At 72.3% G+C, this 17,706-nt stretch carries 15 protein-coding genes; 6 read left to right on the plus strand and 9 right to left on the minus strand.

Annotated elements, in window-relative coordinates:
- Nucleotides 1–53: 53 nt before the first annotated feature.
- The 4 genes from ACKUB9_RS11590 to ACKUB9_RS11605 are packed head-to-tail and all read right to left on the minus strand — an operon-like array spanning nucleotide 54 to nucleotide 4,772.
- Nucleotides 54–1,631, minus strand: coding sequence for a glycosyltransferase (locus ACKUB9_RS11590; RefSeq protein ID WP_407521996.1), 1,578 nt, complete (start codon nucleotides 1,629–1,631; stop codon nucleotides 54–56).
- Between the two features lie 40 nt (nucleotides 1,632–1,671).
- Nucleotides 1,672–3,648, minus strand: coding sequence for a glycosyltransferase family 2 protein (locus tag ACKUB9_RS11595; protein WP_407521998.1), 1,977 nt, complete (start codon nucleotides 3,646–3,648; stop codon nucleotides 1,672–1,674).
- A gap of 27 nt (nucleotides 3,649–3,675) precedes the next feature.
- On the minus strand, nucleotides 3,676–4,260 hold the full coding sequence (locus ACKUB9_RS11600; protein ID WP_407522000.1) for a hypothetical protein: 585 nt from the start codon (nucleotides 4,258–4,260) through the stop codon (nucleotides 3,676–3,678).
- 32 nt (nucleotides 4,261–4,292) lie between these two features.
- Nucleotides 4,293–4,772 carry an invasion associated locus B family protein gene (locus tag ACKUB9_RS11605; RefSeq protein WP_407522076.1) on the minus strand — a complete coding sequence of 160 codons (480 nt, stop codon included), beginning with the start codon at nucleotides 4,770–4,772 and terminating at the stop codon, nucleotides 4,293–4,295.
- 254 nt (nucleotides 4,773–5,026) lie between these two features.
- Here ACKUB9_RS11605 and ACKUB9_RS11610 point away from each other — a divergent pair, with 254 nt between their 5' ends.
- Nucleotides 5,027–5,395 (plus strand): hypothetical protein, encoded by a 369-nt coding sequence (locus ACKUB9_RS11610; protein WP_407522002.1) that lies wholly within the window; start codon nucleotides 5,027–5,029, stop codon nucleotides 5,393–5,395.
- 22 nt (nucleotides 5,396–5,417) lie between these two features.
- Here the strand turns inward: ACKUB9_RS11610 and ACKUB9_RS11615 are convergent, their stop codons facing one another.
- Nucleotides 5,418–6,161: a M48 family metallopeptidase gene (locus ACKUB9_RS11615; RefSeq protein ID WP_407522004.1), complete on the minus strand. Its 744-nt coding sequence runs from the start codon at nucleotides 6,159–6,161 to the stop codon at nucleotides 5,418–5,420.
- A 59-nt stretch (nucleotides 6,162–6,220) separates the two neighbouring features.
- A complete protein-coding gene (locus tag ACKUB9_RS11620; protein ID WP_407522006.1) occupies nucleotides 6,221–7,489 on the minus strand; it encodes a polyhydroxyalkanoate depolymerase in 1,269 nt (422 codons plus the stop codon).
- 343 nt (nucleotides 7,490–7,832) lie between these two features.
- On the opposite strand from ACKUB9_RS11620, the gene ACKUB9_RS11625 reads away from it, so the two are divergent.
- The gene (locus tag ACKUB9_RS11625; RefSeq protein WP_407522008.1) at nucleotides 7,833–9,206 is read left to right on the plus strand and encodes an ActS/PrrB/RegB family redox-sensitive histidine kinase; all 1,374 of its coding nucleotides are present in this window, start codon (nucleotides 7,833–7,835) and stop codon (nucleotides 9,204–9,206) included.
- A 41-nt stretch (nucleotides 9,207–9,247) separates the two neighbouring features.
- Nucleotides 9,248–9,847, plus strand: a complete 600-nt coding sequence (locus ACKUB9_RS11630) for an ActR/PrrA/RegA family redox response regulator transcription factor (protein ID WP_407522010.1) — start codon at nucleotides 9,248–9,250, stop codon at nucleotides 9,845–9,847.
- Nucleotides 9,848–9,901: 54 nt separating this feature from the next.
- Here ACKUB9_RS11630 and ACKUB9_RS11635 read toward each other — a convergent pair whose 3' ends face one another.
- A complete protein-coding gene (locus ACKUB9_RS11635) occupies nucleotides 9,902–11,500 on the minus strand; it encodes a gamma-glutamyltransferase family protein (protein WP_407522012.1) in 1,599 nt (532 codons plus the stop codon).
- A gap of 177 nt (nucleotides 11,501–11,677) precedes the next feature.
- Here ACKUB9_RS11635 and ACKUB9_RS11640 point away from each other — a divergent pair, with 177 nt between their 5' ends.
- The 3 genes from ACKUB9_RS11640 to ACKUB9_RS11650 all read left to right on the plus strand — a co-directional run bounded on the left by ACKUB9_RS11640 (nucleotide 11,678) and on the right by ACKUB9_RS11650 (nucleotide 14,051).
- Nucleotides 11,678–11,866: a hypothetical protein gene (locus ACKUB9_RS11640; RefSeq protein WP_407522078.1), complete on the plus strand. Its 189-nt coding sequence runs from the start codon at nucleotides 11,678–11,680 to the stop codon at nucleotides 11,864–11,866.
- An 8-nt stretch (nucleotides 11,867–11,874) separates the two neighbouring features.
- Complete coding sequence (locus ACKUB9_RS11645) at nucleotides 11,875–13,434, plus strand: OpgD/OpgG family glucan biosynthesis protein (RefSeq protein ID WP_407522015.1); 1,560 nt, start codon at nucleotides 11,875–11,877, stop codon at nucleotides 13,432–13,434.
- 392 nt (nucleotides 13,435–13,826) lie between these two features.
- A complete protein-coding gene (locus ACKUB9_RS11650) occupies nucleotides 13,827–14,051 on the plus strand; it encodes a type II toxin-antitoxin system HicB family antitoxin (protein WP_407522017.1) in 225 nt (74 codons plus the stop codon).
- A gap of 43 nt (nucleotides 14,052–14,094) precedes the next feature.
- Here ACKUB9_RS11650 and ACKUB9_RS11655 read toward each other — a convergent pair whose 3' ends face one another.
- Nucleotides 14,095–14,964 (minus strand): MBL fold metallo-hydrolase, encoded by an 870-nt coding sequence (locus ACKUB9_RS11655; protein WP_407522019.1) that lies wholly within the window; start codon nucleotides 14,962–14,964, stop codon nucleotides 14,095–14,097.
- 117 nt (nucleotides 14,965–15,081) lie between these two features.
- Nucleotides 15,082–17,613 (minus strand): glycogen/starch/alpha-glucan phosphorylase, encoded by a 2,532-nt coding sequence (locus ACKUB9_RS11660; RefSeq protein ID WP_407522021.1) that lies wholly within the window; start codon nucleotides 17,611–17,613, stop codon nucleotides 15,082–15,084.
- Nucleotides 17,614–17,706 lie beyond the last annotated feature (93 nt).

Consider the following 17,706-nt stretch of genomic DNA (forward strand, 5'->3'; position numbering starts at 1 on the left):
CGGTCACTCCTACTCCGCGACGGGGCTGCCGGTTAGGCGGCCCCGTTCTGCTTTCAGCGCATGGCGGCGGGTACGGGGACGGGCCGCAGCCGCGCGTAGGTGCCGGCCTGCGGGTCGAAGCCCGGGTGGTAATGCGGGTCGGCGGCCAGCGCTGCACCCCAGCGCTCCCGCAGCCGCGCCACCTCGGCCTCGTGGCGGGCGCGTGCCTCCGGGGTCCAGCGGCGGCTCGCCGCCTCGCGGTGATGCAGCACCGCGCCCGGCACCAAGAGGGTGCGGTAGCCGGCCCGGTCGAGCCGCAGACACAGGTCGACGTCGTTGAAATCGACCGCGAAGGCCTGCGCGTCGAACCCCCCGACCGCCCGGAACTTTTCTGCCTCCACCGCCAGGCAGGCGGCCGTCACGGCCGAGACGCGGTGTGTCGCCCGCAGGGCGTGGAGGTACCCTGGCGCATCGCCAGGAAAGTGGCGGTGCGCGTGGGTGACGAGGCCGCCCGTGCCGAGCACGATGCCGCCGTGCTGGATGCGCCCCTCCGCATCGAGGAGCTTCGCGCCCACCGCCCCGACCTCGGGCCGCAGCGCCTCCTCGGCCATGCGGCGCAGCCAGTCGGGCCGGAACGCCTCGACGTCGTTGTTGACGAAGACGAGGAGCCGCCCGCGGGCGATTCGCGCCGCCGCGTTGTTCATGGCCGCGAAATTGAAGGGGCCGGGGCAGGGCAGCACCCGCGCGACGCCCTCCCGCTCGAGGTCACGCAGGTAGGCCAGCGTCGCGGGCTCGCGGCTGTCGTTGTCGCAGACGATGATCTCGCGGTGCGGCCAGTCGGTCCGCGTGCGCAGGCTGTCGAGGCAGGTGCGCAGCAGGTCGAGGCGGTCGCGCGTCGGCACGATCAGGCTGGCGAGCGGCAGGGGATCGGGCAGCGGCCGGCGCAGGGTGAGCACGCCGTCCGGCCCCGTCTCCACCGTGGCCCCGGGAACGGCGGCCTGCGCCTGGACGCGCCGCGCCTCTCGGCCGCCCTCGTCCTGTCCGGCGAAGGGCCGCCACACCGACAGGAGCACGGGCAGGTGGCGCACGGCCCCCTCCCCGGCCTCGGCGTGCAGGCGCAGCAGCAACGCGGGCAGGTCGGCCGGGACCGGCGCGCGGTCGAGTGCCGCCCGGCGCAGCGCCACCACCGGGCCGATATAGTCCACCGCGAGGAGGTAATCCGGGTCGAAGGCCGGCCGCAGCAGCGGCAGCAGCGGTTCGTCGCGCGGGCCGAGCACCAGCGCATCGCCGTAGAGGGCGCGAAGGCCGGGGTTCTCCGCGAAGGCGGCGGCGATGCGCACCCCGGCGCCCGCCACCAGGGCATGTCCGGGCGGGCAGAGGATCAGGAACTCGGCCGCGTCCGGATTCGGCTCCTCCGGCGGCGGGCCGGGCGGCACCAGCCGATGGGCGTCGCCGAGGAGCGCCACCGCGAGGTTGCGCGCCCGCACCCGCCTCCCGGTGAGCCAAGCCCGCGCGATGGCGAGCGCGGCGGCCGGGTGGCGCCGCAGCACCGGCAGCGCGGCGAGGAGGCGCAGCGGCGAGGATCGCAGGGGTTCGGCGAAGCGCAGCACGTCGCAGGCGGCCTGCGCCGGAAAGGACGAGGGCCGCCTCATCCGGCTTGCCCCGCAACGCCCGCCCGGCGCGTCATCGCCCTCACTCCAGATCCTCCCCGAACGTCGTCACCGACAGGGCCGGGTGATAGTAGGGGTCGTCCCGGATGACCGTGCGCCAGCGCTGCGTGAAGCGGGCCGCCTCGGCCTCGAACCGCTCCCGGGCCGCGCCCACGGCCGGGCCGCGGCTGACCGATTCGTGGTGGGCCAGCACCGCGTGCGGCGTCCAGAGCGTGCGCAAGCCCTCCGCGCCGAGTCGCAGGCAGAAGTCGATGTCGTTGAAGTCCACCGCGAAGGCCTGCGCGTCGAAACCGCCGACGCGGTCGAAGGCCGCACGGCCGACGGCGAGGCAGGCCGCGGTGACGCCTGCCACCTCGTGCGTGACGCGCAGGCGCCCGAGATGCCCCGGCGTGTCGGCCGGGCGGTTGCGCAGGATGTGGCCGGCCCGGCCGCCGAGGCCCACCACGACGCCCGCGTGCTGCAAGCGACCGTTGCCGTAGAGGAGCTTCGCGCCCACCGCGCCGATCCCGGGACGCACCGCGAGCCGCACCATCTCGGCGAGCCAGCGCGCCTCGCGCACCTCGACGTCGTTGTTGAGGAGCACCACGACGGCGCCGCGCGAGGCCGCCACCCCGGCATTGACGAGCGCCGAGAAATTGAAGGGACCCGGCCGGTCGAGCCGGCGCACGCGCGGATCCCCGGCGAGGCGCGCGTAGAAATCCGCCACGGCCGGGTCGGTGGAGCCGTTGTCGACGAGGACGAGTTCGAGCGCCGGGTAGTCGGTCTCCTCCAGCACGCCCCGCACGGCGACCCGGATCAGGTCCGGCCGGTCGCGGGTCGGGATCACCACCGAGACCAGCGGCGGCGGGTCCGGCAGCGGCCAGAGGAGATCCGTCGTGCCGCCCTCCTCCCGCGGGCGGGCCGGGACGCCGGCCCGGGCCAGCATCGGCGCCAGCGCGGCCCCGTGCCCATGCGCCTCCGGCTCGGCCGGGCAGCGGCAGAGGATGCGCGCGACGTGCCGGACGCGGTCGGGCGCGACCGCCAGGGCGGCGGCGAGCGCCAGGGTGCGGATGCCGTCGGCAGGGCTCCAGCGGCTGCGGGCGACGAGGTCGCGAGTGATCAGGGTCGGGCGGCCGGTATAGAGGGTGGCGAGCGCGAGGTCGGGGCTCCAGCCGGGCTTGAGGCGCGGCCGCAAGCCGCCCGCCGTCGCCACCTCGTCGTCCGCGTAGACCATCTCGGGGCGGGAGGGATGCGCCAGGGCGGCGGCCAGCAGCGCCAGCGCGTCGGGCGCGAGCACGTCGCCCGGATGCAGGACGCCGATTGCGTCCGCGTCGGGCAGGCCGGGGCCGTCGATCGGCGACACGCGGGGTTCCGACGGCAGGGCGGCGGGCGCGCCGTGCCACCGGACGGCGAGGCGCCAGTCGCGGTGGCTCTGCGCCAGAAGCGACCCCAGGGTCCGGCGCAGCGCCTCCGCGTCCTCGGTCCGGGCCTCGATCAGCAGGCCGATGCGCAGCGGATCCGCGGGCGGCGACCGGTCGAGGGCGGGCTCGAAGGCGCGGGCCTCCCGGGCCTTCCAGGCGGCATAATCCGCCATCGGCGTCACGGCGGCGGCGATGCGCAGGGTGTTGTGGAAGCGCCGCCGGTCGCCCCGCGCCGCGAAGCTCAGGGCGAGCGCGAGCCGGTCCGGCCGGCGGGCCGCGCGGACCAGCACCGCGGGAAGCCGCAGCAGGCGCGCCGCCTCGATGCGCAGGCCCGGTTCGGGCGCGGCGAGGAGGATGGCCGTGGTGCCGGGCGGAACCGGGCCGATCCAGTCGGCCCGTCCGAGCACCGGCCCGGGCAGCAGCGCCTCCGTGATGGCCCCGTCTGCCGCCACGAACCGCAGCATCGGGCGGATGGGCCGGTCGAAGCGGCTTCCCGCGTAGGTCAGGGCGAGCCAGCGCCCGCCGGCCGGGCGGTCGAGGACGAGCCTGCGGGTGAAGTCCGGATCGCCCGGGTGGGGTTCGAGGCGGAAGCCGGCCATCGGCGGGGGTGCGGCGGGCGCCCCGCCTCAGCCCGCCGGCTTGCGCGGCCGCCGGGCGGGCTTGGCCGCGCCTCCGCCGAGCCCGATCTCGATCTCGAAATCCTGCGCGTGGGCGGCCGGGACCGTGATGCCCTCCTCCACGAAAGCGAAGGTGGCGCTCGCCGAGCCCGGCGGGATCGTCACGGCGGCGCGCCGGCTGCGGCGGGCGAAGACCTCGCTGCCGCGCTTCACCGTGATGGTCACCGGCGCCTCGAAGCGGCCCGGCGCGCCGCTGGGGCCGAGGAGCGCGCGGCCCTGCACCCCGACCCGCACCAGGGTCGCACCGCCCCCGGCCGGTGTGCATTCGCGGCTCACCTGTCCGAGGGAGATCTGGCTGCGCAGCCCGCCGCTGCCGTTCTGCAGGAGGGCGGCGCCCCCCTCGGTGACGTCGATCGCCGGGCAGTAGACATCGTCGGTGTTCGCCGGAGCCTCGGGCGGCTTGGTTGTGCCCCCGTACAGCAACATGTTCATGAACGGATTGCCGCCGTCGCTCTGGGCCGCGGCAGGTCCCGCCAGCCCTGCGGCGCAGATCACGAGCGCGGCGCTCCGCGCTGCCCAACCACCGTTCGTCATCGTCGCGACCTCGTTCGCGGATGCGGATCTCGCTACTGCAGGCTGTCGAAGCCGGGGCCGAATCCCTTGAGCGAGAGCGGGATGCCGACGCCTTCCTCGGGCGTCTGGAAGACGATGAAGGTCGCCTGCTGCCCGGTGCGCAGCTGCTTGATCAGATTCTCGTCCATCACGACCTCGGCGACGCAGCCGGTCGACAGGCAGCGCACGAACAGGGTGCGGCCGATATCGGCTTGGTCGATCTTCAGCCCGAGGCCGGAGGGCAGCAGGATGCCGAGCGGCGCCACCACCCGCAGCAGCGTGCCGCGGTTGTCGGCCGTCTTGAGCACGATCACCACAAGGGTGAGGTTAGGGCGATCCTCGGCGGCCACGTACTGCACCAGCGCGCATTGCTCCGCCTTGGCGCCGGCCGGCGTCTCGCACCGCAATTGCCAGTCGTCGAAGCTCTGCTTCACCGCCCCCTGGGCGGCGGCCGGGGCGGCCTGGATCCCCGCGGCGAGCAGGAGGGCGGTCATGAGGCCGGCCCGCAGGCGCCATCCGGCCCGTCGCACTTCGTCTCGCACGCCTCGTCCTGCTCCGTTGCGCGCCGCGCCCGCGGCCTGATACCCGGGCGCGTTCGGACCACGAGGACCCGCCCCTGTCAAGCGACGGGGAGGATCGGCCGCAAAGCCACAAGCGTGGCGGAAAGACGGGCCGGCCCGCGCGCTCTCTTTCGTCCGCCCCCTGCCCTACCTAAGATCAGGTGCGTCCGTCTGCCCCGAGTGGTTCCATGAGAGTCGTTCTGTTCGCCGCTCTTCCCCTGGTTCTGGCGGGAGCGCTGTCTGCCGCCGCGGATCCGCTGCCGGTGGAGGAGACGACCTATGTCGAGCGCTCGCTCAACCGCTACGCACCGCTGACCATCGAACACCCGCCGGTGCCGCGCAACCCGCGCGGGCGCCGCGCCTCCCGCTCGGCCGAGATCGCCGGCTTCTGCCGCGACGGCGGGCTGATCCGCCGGTACGACGAGACGGGCGCGGTGATCGTGCGCCAGCGCGAGATCTGCGACAACATCGCGCCGCGCACGCTCGCCCCCGGCACTGTCGATCCGCGCCCGACCTGGCCGGCGGTCAGCCGCGTCGTGGTCCGCTCCAAGGGTTGAGTCCAGGGGCTGAAAAGCCCCCTCACCCGTAGCGGTGCAGCTCCGTGCCGTGGCGCTTGAGCCAGCGCTCGGCTTCCTCGACGCGCGGATACAGGCCGTCGAGCACCCGCCAGTAGCGCTCCGAGTGGTTCATCTCGGCGAGGTGCGCCACCTCGTGCGCGGCGAGGTAGTCGAGCACGAAGGGCGGGGCGAGGATCAGCCGCCAGGAAAAATTGAGGTGGCCGCGGGCCGAGCAGGAGCCCCAGCGGCTGCGGGTGTCGCGGACGGTGAGGCGTTTGGGCATCCGTCCGAGCGCCCGCGCGTGGCGCGACACCGCCTCGACGAGGTCCCGGCGCGCCTCGGTCTCCAGGAAGTCGCGGACGCGCCGGCCCACATGCGGGGTTTGGCACGAGACCGCGATCACGGGTGCCTCCTCGCCGTCGCGGGTGGCGATAGTCAGGCCCGACGTCACGGACCAGTGCAGGACACGATGGGGTACGCCGCGCAGCGGCACCACCGCGCCGTCCTCCAGGATCACGCGCGCCGGCACCTTCGCCACCCGGCCGGCGATCCAGGCGGAATGCGCGTCCGCGAAGCGCTGGGCCGCCGAGACCGCGGTGCGCTCAGGCAGCGTGAGGACGACCTCGCCGGTGGCGCTCGACACCCGCAGGGTGATGCGGCGCGCGCTCGCCCGGCGGCGCACGGCCACGCGGAACGGGATTCCCTCGTGGACGACGGACAGGTGAGTGGGATCGGGCGCCGAACGGCGCAGCAACACGACGGCCATGCCCGCACTCTATCAAGCCGCCGGGGTCCCCCGCCAGCTTGTCCATCGCCCTGCCTGGATCAGACCGCCTGCAGCAGCGGGATGCGCTGGGTGCCCTGCATCTCGTGCATGAAGGCGGAGATGCGCGGCATGATCTGCGAGCGGAACTTCGACCCGTTGAAGACGCCGTAATGGCCCACGCCCTGCTGCAGGTGATAGAGCTTGCGCTCCGGGGCCAAGTTCACGGTGATGTCGAGGGCCGCCTTGGTCTGGCCGACGCCGGAGATGTCGTCCTTCTCGCCCTCCACCGCCATGATCGCGCAGCGGCGGATCGCGGTGGGATCGACCAGGGCGCCGTGGTGGCGCATCTCGCCCTTCGGCAGCGCGTGCGCCACGAACACCGTCTCGACGGTCTGGAGGTAGAACTCCGCCGTGAGATCCATCACCGACAGATACTCGTCATAGAATTCGCGATGCTTCTCGGCCGAGTCGCCGTCGTTGCGCACGAGGTGCTTGAACATGTCCCAGTGCGCCGTCAGGTGACGGTCGAGGTTCATGCCCATGAAGCCGGAGAGCTGGAAGAAGCCCGGATAGACCTCGCGCCAGGTGCCGGGATAGCCGGGGGGCACCACGGTGATGCAGTTGCGCTTGAACCACTCCATGCCGCGCTCGGCGGCGAGCAGGTTCACGGCGGTGGGCGAGCGGCGGGTGTCGATCGGGCCGCCCATCAGCGTCATGGAGGTGGGCACGCCGGGCATGTCGTCCGCCTCCATGCGGGCCACCGCCGCGAAGACGGGCACCGCCGGCTGGCACACCGCCATCACGTGCAGGTCGGGGCCGAGGTGCTGGAAGATCTCGATCAGGTAGTCGACGTAGGTGTTGAGGTCGAAGCGGCCCGCATCGATGGGCACCATGCGGGCGTCGATCCAGTCGGTGATGAACACCTCGTGGGCCGGCAGCAGCGCCTCGACGGTGCCGCGCAGCAGCGTGGCGTAGTGGCCCGACATCGGCGCCACGACCAGCACCTTCGGCTGCGGCTGAGCAGGCGCGCGCTTCATCGCCCGGTCGAAGCCGACGAGCTTGCAGAAGGGGCGCTCCCACACCACGCGCTCGTGGACCGCGACCTCCATCCCCTCCACCACCGTCGTCGGCAGGTCGAAGGCCGGCTTGCCGTAGCGGCGGGTGGTGCGCTCGAACATCTCGCAGGCCGCCGAGACCGTGCGGCCGTAGGGCGTGTAGGCGATCGGGTTGACCGGGTTCTGGAACACGAGCTGGGTCGCGTCGGCCGCGACACGGGCCGGCGTCAGCATCCAGTGAGCGGCTTCGTACCAAAAGTAAGAGAGATCCATGACGCTACCGCTCATTCCGGATTCAGCAGCGCCTCGGCGCCGCTTCTGACGCCAGCTGCAAACTTACTGACGGAGATTAAGGTTCCCGCTTGCCAACACAACGGGTGTGGACCGCAGGAGACCGGACCTGCCCTCGAATGGGTCTGCCTGTGCTCTTTTCGTCGCATCGGACTGCCCATTTTCGCGCCACCTGCCAGCGGGACAGGGCTCGGTCTTCCCCGAAAGAGCGGGCCGGCTCATCCGAAAGTCTGACGCGCCGGCGCGAGGCGGGCTGTGCCTGTCCGCACGTCCGGCGGCGGCGCTCCCGGATGGGCGGCGCGGAGGACCGCCCTATTCTGGTGCCATGAAGGATCCCTCGCCGATCGACCTCGTGCACGACGCCCGGCATCTGCGCCTCGACACGCTGGTCCGGCTGCGCTGGCTGGCCGTGGCCGGACAGAGCGCGGCGGTGGCGGGCGCGCATCTCGGCCTCGGGCTGCCGCTCCCCTTCGGCTGGTGCTTCCTCGTCATCGCGACCTCGTCCTGGCTCAACCTCGCGCTCCGGGTGCGCTATCCGGCGAGCCACCGGCTCAAGGACGAGGCGGCGGCGGCCCTGCTGGCCTTCGACATCGTTCAGCTCGCCGCCCTGCTGTTTCTCACCGGCGGGCTGCAGAACCCCTTCGCGCTCCTGTTCCTGGCCCCGGTGCTGATCTCGGCCACCGCCCTGCCGCCGGCCCACACGCTGGCGCTCGGCCTGCTGGCCGTGGGGCTCGCGACGCTGCTCGCCCTGGTTCACCGGCCCCTGCCCTGGTTTCCCGCCGAGCGGCTCGACCTGCCGTTCCTGTACGTGTCGGGGGTGTGGACGGCGATCCTGCTCGGCACCGCCTTCACGGGCGTCTACGCGTGGCGGGTCGCCGAGGAGGCGCGCCAGCTCGCCCAGGCGCTCGCCGCCACCGAACTGGTGCTCGCGCGCGAGCAGCACCTGTCGCAGCTCGACGGGCTCGCGGCGGCGGCGGCGCACGAGCTCGGCACGCCGCTCGCCACCATCACGGTGATCGCCAGCGAACTCGACCGGGCGCTCGGTCCGCAGGCGACGCCCGCCGTGGCCGAGGACCTCAAGCTCCTGCGCGACCAGGTGGAGCGCTGCCGCGGCATCCTCTCGAAGCTCACCTCCCTCGACGAGGACCAGTCGGGCTTCCTCGAAACCATCTCGCTCGGGCACCTCGTGGAGGAATTGGTGGCGCCCCAGCGGGCGCTCGGCATCATCCTCGACGTGGCGGTGCGCGGGGACGGGCCGGAGCCGCATTGCCGGCGCAACCCCGGCATCCTCTACGGGCTCTCGAACGTGGTGGACAACGCGGTCGACTTCGCCGAGAGCCGGGTGATCATCGAGGCGCGCTGGAGCGCCGAGCGGGTCACGCTCGAGATCCGCGATGACGGCCCGGGTTTTGCTCCGGAGGTGCTGCTGCGGGTCGGCGAGCCCTACGTGACCACGCGCGGCGCCCGGAGCGGCGAGGAGAGCGGGTCGGGCCTCGGCCTCGGGCTGTTCATCGCCAAGACGCTGATCGAACGGTCGGGCGCGCAGATGACGCTCGCCAACGCGGCCGACCCGTCGACCGGGGCGGTGGTGCGCATCGCCTGGCCTCGTCACGTTTTCGAGAGGGACGTAGCGACGCGAAGAATCCTCGGCACGACAGGCGCCCCGACCCTAACGCCAGCCCGCGACGTTCCTATATAAAGTGCTGAAGAAACAGAGCGAATAGCGAGGAGCGTCTCTTGATGACGCAGTACGGAACCCAGAGCGCGCCGGCGGCTGCCGGCATCCTGCCGGACGGCGACCCGCTGGCGGCGCACGCCGACCGCAGCCTGCTGATCGTGGACGACGACAAGCCGTTCTCGACCCGGCTCGCCCGGGCCATGGAGGCGCGCGGCTATCAAGTGCAGGTGGCCGAGAGCGTGGCGGAGGGCGTCTCTCTGGTCGATGCCCATCCGCCGGCCTTCGCGGTGATCGACATGCGGCTCGCCGACGGCAACGGCCTCGACGTGATCGCGCGCCTCAAGGAGCGGCGGCCGGAGGCCCGCGGCGTGATCCTGACCGGCTACGGCAACATCGCCACCGCGGTGACGGCCGTGAAGCTCGGCGCCTTCGACTACCTCGCCAAGCCCGCGGATGCCGACGAGATCCACGGCACCCTGATGGCGCAGCCGGGCGAGCGGGCCGACCCGCCCGAGAACCCGATGTCTGCCGATCGGGTGCGCTGGGAGCACATCCAGCGCGTCTACGAGCTGTGCAACCGCAACGTCTCGGAGACGGCCCGGCGCCTCAACATGCACCGCCGCACCCTGCAGCGGATCCTGGCCAAGCGCGCGCCGCGCTGACGCTTGGTGGCGCAAAAAACCCCTCTTCCCCGGAAGAGGGGTTTTTTCTGCGCATCACACTCCCGCCGCCCCGCCGTCCGAGCGCGGGTCGTGCGTCGCCTCGATGCGCCCGTTGCCCGGATGGCGCACGAGCAGCCCGGCATGGCCGAGCGAATCGATGTAAGCCCCGCCGAGCTCCTCGATCTCGTGGCCGTAGCGGCGCAGAGCGGCGATGCAGGCCGGGTCGAAGCGGTCCTCCACCTTCACGGTCATCGACTCTGCGCCCCAGGTGCGTCCGAACAGCAGGCGCGGCGCGTCGACCGCCTCGGCGACGCCCATCCCGTCGATGGCGTAGCGGGTGAAGACCTGCGCCTGGAACTGCGGCTGACCGTCCCCGCCCATGCTGCCGTAGGACAGGACGCGGCCGTCATCGAGGACGGCGAGCGCGGGGTTGAGGGTGTGGAACGGCTTGCGGCCGGGCTCCAGCGGATTCACGGCCTTCTCGTCGAGCGAGAAGGAGGTGCCGCGGTTCTGCCACGCGATGCCGGTGGCGGGCAGCACGACGCCCGAGCCGAACTCCCAGTACACCGACTGGATGTAGGACACCGCGAGCCCGTCCGCGTCGATCGCCCCCATCCACACCGTGTCGCCGTCGCCGAGCGGGCGCAGCGGATAGGCCGCGGCGCGCTCCGGGCGGATCGCCGCGGCCTCGCGGGCCAGAAAATCCGGCGCGAGGAAGGTGGCGGGGTCGTGCCGCAGACGGTCGAAGTCCGTCACCACGGCGTCCCGCACGCGGAAGGCCCGCTTCGTCGCCTCGATCAGCGCGTGGCAGGAGGCGGGGCTCTCGGGGGGAAGGGGGCCGAGCCGCTCGATCAGCCCGAGGATCATCAGGGCGGCCAGCCCTTGCGTGGGCGGCGGACAATTGTAGGCGGTGCCGCCGGCGAGGCGGACCGCCAGTGGCGCACGGCGCACCGCCCGGTAGCCTTCGAGGTCGGCCCGGGTCACCGGGCTGCCGGCCCTCGCCAGTTCGGCCGCGATCTCGCGCCCGACATCGCCCCGGTAGAAGTCGTCGAGCCCCGCCCGGGCGAGGTGGTCAAGGGTGGCGCCGAGCGCCGGCAGCGCCCGGTGCGCGCCGGCCTGCGGCGGCTTGCCGTCGATCAGGAATGTTTGGGCGAAGCCCGGCTGGTCGTAGAGCGTGTCGAGTTTCTTCGGCACGTAGCGTGCCTCGGAGGCGGACACCGCCACGCCGTCGCGGGCGTACCGGATGGCCTCACCGAGCAGGAGGCTCAGCGGCAGCCGCCCCCCGAGCGCGCCCGCGAGCTGCTGCGCCGCGATCCAGCCGCCCACCGCGCCCGCCACCGTCACGGCCGCGTCGGCCCCGCGGGACGGGATCACGTCGTGGCCCTTGTCGCGGTAGCGCCGGATGGTCGCCTGCGCGCCCGCCGGGCCGCAGGCCTCGATGGCGTGCAGGCGCCCGCCGGGCTCGCGCACCAGCCAGAACCCGTCGCCGCCGATGCCGTTCATGTGCGGGTAGACCACCGCGATCGTGGCCGCCATGGCGAGCATCGCCTCGAGGGCGTTGCCGCCCTCGGCCAGGACGGCGCGGCCGCTCTCGGCGGCGAGGCTGTGGGGTGCCGCGCAGGCGGCGCGCGGGAAGACGGGCGTCTCGGTCATCGGGCTCGTTCGGGCAGGGTCGGCGCGCGAGGTTGCGCCGGGGGGTCCCTTCAGGCTATCGCCCCCTGGCGCCGAACGGAATACGCTGGCGCCCTCCCCGTTCGCGATCAGAAGGCTCCGCTCGTGGCCCCCTCCGGATCCCTCAGTACCCGCAACCTCGTCACGCTGGTCAGCATCATGGTGCTGGTGGGCATCGAGGTGTTCGGCGTGGCGATCGCGGCAGGCTGGGCCATCGCCGGCCTGTTCGAACTCGGCGACCTCGTCGGCCACGTCATGATGGGGGCGTTCAGCCTGCTGGCGCTGTGGATCATGGTGCGGCTCTGGCTCCGCGCCTCCAGCATCGAGCCGATCCGCACCCGGCGCTGACGGCCGCCATGATCGACCGCCGCACGCTGCTCACCGGAGCCGCCCTGCTGCTCGGCGCCGGCCCGGCCGTCCAGGCCGCCGCGCTGCCGCTCGGGGCGCCCACGCCCTTCGACTTCGACGCCCTCAAGGCCCGCGCCCGCGACCTCGCGGCCAAGCCCTACGCCGCCCCGGCGGTGCCCGACCGCGAGGTGCTGCAGGCGATCGACTACGACGCCCACGGCAAGCTGAAGTTCAAGCCCGACCACGCCCTCTGGGCGGACGGGCCGAGCCCCTTCCCGGTGACCTTCTTCCATCTCGGCCGCTTCTTCCAGAAGCCGGTGCGCATGCACGTGGTCGAGGGGGGGACGGCGCGCGAGATCATCTACGATCCGGCCGCCTTCGAGATGCCGGCCGACAGCCCCGCCCGGCGCCTGCCTCCGAATCCCGGCTTCGCGGGCTTCCGCTTCCAGGAGCGGCGCGGCGGCGCGCTCGACTGGCGCCGGAACGACTGGGTCGCCTTCCTGGGCGCCTCCTACTTCCGCGCCATCGGCGAACTCTACCAGTACGGTCTCTCGGCGCGGGGCCTCGCCCTCGACACGGTGATGCCCGACCGGCCCGAAGAGTTTCCGGACTTCACCCACGTCTGGTTCGAGACGCCCGCGCCCGACTCCGACACCGTGACGGTGATGACGCTCCTCGACGGCCCCTCGGCCGCGGGGGCCTACCGCTTCCGCATGCGCCGCACCAGGGCGGTGGTGATGGAGATCGAGGCGCAGCTGCACCTGCGCCGCGACGTCGGCCGCTTCGGCCTAGCGCCCCTCACCTCGATGTACTGGTTCTCGGAGACCGCCAAGCCCGGTCCGGTGGACTGGCGGCCGGAGGTGCACGATTCCGACGGGCTCGCCCTGTGGACCGGCACCGGCGAGCGGCTGTGGCGCCCCCTGCGCAACCCGCCCCGCACGATGGTCTCGGCCTTCTCGGACGAGCGGCCCCGCGGCTTCGGGCTGATGCAGCGCGACCGCCTCTTCGACCATTACCAAGACGGCGTCTACTACGACCGCCGGCCCTCGCTCTGGGTCGAGCCGCTCGGCGACTGGGGCCGCGGCAGCGTGCAACTCGTCGAGAACCCGACCGACGACGAGATCCACGACAACGTCGTGGCGATGTGGGTGCCGGCCGAGGCCGCGAAGGCCGGCACGGTGCACGACCTCGCCTACCGCCTGCACTGGGTGGCCGACGAACCCTACCCCTCCCCCTTCGCGCGCTGCATCGCCACCCGCGAGGGCAACGGCGGCCAAGCCGGCACCGACCGGCCGAAGGGCGTGCGCAAGTTCGTGGTGGAATTCCTCGGCGAGCCGCTGACCCGCCTGCCGGCCGGCGTCAAGCCCGAACCGGTTCTCACCGCCTCGCGCGGCACCTTCCCGCTCGCCCGCACCGAAGCCGTGCCGGACGACGTGCCCGGCCACTGGCGGGCCGAGTTCGACCTCGCGGTGACCGGTTCTGACCCAGTGGAGCTGCGCCTCTTCCTGCGCCGCGGCGACGAGGTGCTGAGCGAGACCTGGACCTACCAGTACATTCCGCCGGGCTGACCGGAGAGCGCCGGAACCGCTCGCTCAAGTGCATTCGAGCGCGAAGGCATCGCTGGCGTCGATGGCCTGAATGACCTAAGGTCATGAAGGATCCTTGATTCCTGCGTCGCATGGCGATGCATGGAATTCACCAGCGAAGTGCATGCGCGTGGCTCAAGCGGAGAAACGCCTTGAAGCGATGCGAAGCAACCCGGCGGCCGATTGGACCATCGCCGACGTCAAGTCGATCTGCCGCACCTTCGATATCGCTTGTGTGTCTCCAGCACGGGGATCACACTACGCTCTGTCGCATCCCGACGTGCCGGACATTCTGACGGTGCCGTACGCACGACCGGTCAAGCCCGTGTATATTCGCAGGCTCGTGGCGTTGGTTGATCGACTCAGGGGGCAGCATGACCGTGCATGATTATCACGTCGAACTTGCCCGTCTCCCGATGTCAGAAGGGGGAGGCTGGCAGATCACCGTGCCGGATCTGCCGGGATGCCTGTCCGACGGTGAGACGATCGAAGAGGCCGAGCGCAACGTGGCGGACGCGATTCTCTGCTGGATCGATGCCGCGCGCCGCCTCGGGCGGGAGATCCCGCCCCCGGCTTATGCTCGAAAGCATCGGGCCTGATCGATCTGGAGCGACGCGCCCACGCCGTCCCGTTCGGCTCTCCTCAGGCCCGCGGCAGGTCGGACAGCGGCACCGGATACGCGTGCGGCCGTCCCGCCAGCATGCCGTCGATGAGCGCCAGCACCTCGGTTCGGCCCGCATTGGCCGCCTGTTCGAAGGGCGTCCAGGTCTGCCTGAAGTCGAGCGGCGCGAAGACCTCGCGGTAGCGGCGCAGCTCCGCCGGGGTCAGGGGCACGCCGCGCACGAACGCCTTGTGGGCCGAGATCGTGCGGGCGTGGCGCGGATCGCCGGGATCGAGTTCGAACTTGAGGGCGTCGCCGCAGAAGAGGATGTGTCGCGCGCGGTCGTACAGCACTGCGTGGCCGTCGAAATGGCCGGCCGTGCGGTGCAGGATGAGGCCGGGCAGCGGCTCCAAGACGTCGTCGTAGGGCCAGGAGACCTGGAGGGCCGCACTCCAGGTGAAGTCGGCGGCCGGGAGCGCGAGTTCCGGGTCGAACCGGTCCTGTAGCTGCGCCAGCGCCCCGTAGCTGTGCGGGTGCGAGGCGGACAGCACCGCCATGCCGCCCAGATGCGCGATGTGGTCGAGCGCCGCCTCGCTGAAGACCGGGCAGCCCTCGAAGCCCATGTTTCCGGCCTCGGTGACGATCAGGTAGGCGCTCGGGCCGATGCCGGAGACCGGCTCGTTCCAGAACCGCCACACGCCGGGCTCGACCTCGGTCCAGTGGCAGGGGAAGCGCTCCTGCGCCTCCGCCACGCTGCGGAAGGACCAGCCGTCCTGCGGCACCACGTGGCGCGCGTCGAGGCACATCGGGCAGGAGGGCGGCGTCGCGAAGTGGCGCTGCCAGAACCCGCAATTGTCGCAGATGAAGGCCGGGAGCTGGAGCGCGCCCGCGAAGGGCAGATAGCCGGGCAAGGCAGGAAATCCGGGAGGCCGAGCCGGGTCGGCTCACCCGCGACATATAGGGCGCGGGCGGCGCGGGAACTCCTCTCCCGCACGGGAGAGGGGTTCCCCCCGCCAGCGTGGACCGGCCTAACCCCCCTGCCCCACCCGCACCCGCCAGATCTCGTCGGCGTATTCGCGCATCGTCCGGTCGGAGGAGAACCACGCCGTGCGGGCGGTGTTGAGGATCGCCGCGCGCCACCACTCGTGCGGATGCCGCCACGCGGCATCGACCGCGCGCTGGGCGCGCCAGTAATCGTCGAAATCCACCGTCAGAAGGTAGCGGTCCGGTCCGGTCACCTCGTCGAGGAGCGGCCGGAACCGGTCCGGCTCGCCCGGCGAGAATTCGCCCGAGGCGATCAGGTCGAGTGCCGCCTTCAGGCGCGGCGAGGCCGCGATGGCGCGGGAGGCGTAAGCAGGCTCGGCCTTCGTCGCCTGAACCCCGGCCGCGTCGAGGCCGAAGATGAAGATGTTGTCGTCGCCGACATGCTCCTTGATCTCGATGTTGGCGCCGTCGAGCGTGCCGATGGTGAGCGCGCCGTTGAGGGCGAGCTTCATGTTGCCGGTGCCCGAGGCTTCGAGCCCGGCGGTCGAGATCTGCTCCGAGAGGTCGGCGGCCGGGATGATCGCCTCGGCGAGGCTGACCGAGTAATTCGGCACGAAGGCCACGGTCAGCCGTCCCGCCACCGCCGGGTCGGCGTTGACGCGCTTGGCGACGTCGCTGGCGAGGCGGATGATGAGCTTGGCCTGATGGTAGCTCGGCGCCGCCTTGCCGGCGAAGATCTTGACCCGGGCCGGCCAGTCGCGGTGCGGCTCGGCCAGGATCGCCTGGTAGAGCGCCACCGTCTCCAGGATGTTGAGGAGCTGGCGCTTGTACTCGTGGATGCGCTTGATCTGGACGTCGAACAGGGCGTCCGGATCGAGCCGGATCCCGGTGCGCTCCTTCACCACGCGGGCGAGCGCCTCCTTGCGGCCCCGGCGCACCGCCGCGTAGCGGGCCTGGAAGCCGGCATCCTCCGCGAAGGCGGCGAGCCCGTCGAGGGCGGTGGGATCGTCGAGCACCCGGGCGCCGACGGCCTCGACAGCGAGCCGGGTCAGTCCCGGATTGGCGTTGTGGAACCAGCGCCGGAAGGTGATGCCGTTGGTCTTGTTGACGATCTTGTCGGTGTCGAGCGCGTGGAGCGGCGCGAACACGGTCTGGCGCATCAGCTCCGTGTGCAGGGCCGAGACGCCGTTGACGCGGCGCGCGCCCAGGAAGGCGAGATGCCCCATCCGCACGCGCTTGCCGTGCGTCTCGTCGATCAGCGACACCGCCGCGAGGCTGCCCGCATCGGCGCGGCCGTGCTTCGAGAGCGCTTCGAGGTGCATCCAGTTGATGAGGTAGATGATCTGCATGTGGCGCGGCAGCAGCCGCTCCATCAGCTCCACCGGCCAGGTCTCCAGCGCCTCCGGCAGGAGCGTGTGGTTGGTGTAGGCGAGCGTGTGCGTGGTGACGTGCCACGCGTCCTCCCAGGACAGCCCGTGCTCGTCCACGAGGAGCCGCATCAGCTCCGGCACCGCGATGGCCGGATGGGTGTCGTTGAGCTGGATCGCCGCGTGATCCGGCAGCGAGCGCAGGTCGCCGCGCTCGGCGACGTGGCGCCGCACGAGGTCCTGCAGCGAGGCCGAGGTGAAGAAGAATTCCTGGCGCAGCCGCAGCTCGTGGCCGGCCGGGGTGCTGTCGCTCGGATAGAGGACGCGCGAGATCGCCTCGGCGCGGCTGCGCTCCGCCACCGCCCCGACGTGGTCGCCGCCGTTGAAGCGGGCGAGATCCACCGGCTCGACCGCCCGGGCCTGCCACAGGCGCAGGACGTTGACGTGCTTGGCGCGCCAGCCGATGACCGGGGTGTCGTGGGGCACGGCGCGGACCGTCTCGGCCGGGCGCCAGACCCGGCGGATCGAGCCGTCCGGCTGCACCGTCATGGCGACCTCGCCGCCGAAGCCCACCGTGCAGGCGGCCTCCGGCCGCTCGAACTCCCACGGGTTGCCCTCGGCGAGCCAGGTCTCCGGCACCTCGCGCTGCACCCCGTCCTCGATCAGCTGCCGAAAGAGGCCGTGATCGTAGCGGATGCCGTAGCCGTAGGCCGGGATCGCGAGGCTCGCCATGCTCTCCATGAAGCAGGCGGCGAGGCGCCCGAGGCCGCCGTTGCCGAGCGCCGCGTCGGGCTCCGCTCCGGCCACCGCGTCGAGGTCGACCCCGACCTGGGCCAGTGCGGCCCGGGCGGTGTCGGCAAGGCCGAGATTGCCCATCATGTCGGACAGGAGCCGCCCGATCAGGAACTCGGCCGAGAGGTAGTAGACCCGCTTGTTCGGGACGACCGGGGAGGTGGAGGCGAGGCAGGCATCGACCACCCGGTCGCGCAGGGCGAGCGCCGTCGCGGCGAACCAGTCGCGGTCGCGGGCGGTGGCCGGCGTCTGGCCCAGCGCGTAGGCCAGCTTGTGGAGGATGGCATCCCGCAGCAGCGTCACGGCGTCCGCGCTCGGCGGCACGGCCGGGGCCGGCGGTCTCCAGAATGCGTGCTGGTCTTCGGCGGACGTGGCGTCGCTCCGCTTGTCGCCGGCCAGTAAAGCTTCGTTCAGCACCTCAGAACCCCCAATCGTTGCCAAGGGTCATGTTTTGCGGCGTTGCGCTCTGACGTCGCGTTGGGAGCCGCAAGACCGTTGGCCAACCACGGC

Origin of the sequence: Methylobacterium oryzisoli, from assembly GCF_046557895.1 — a bacterium.
GTDB classification, from domain to species: Bacteria; Pseudomonadota; Alphaproteobacteria; order Rhizobiales; family Beijerinckiaceae; genus Methylobacterium; species Methylobacterium oryzisoli.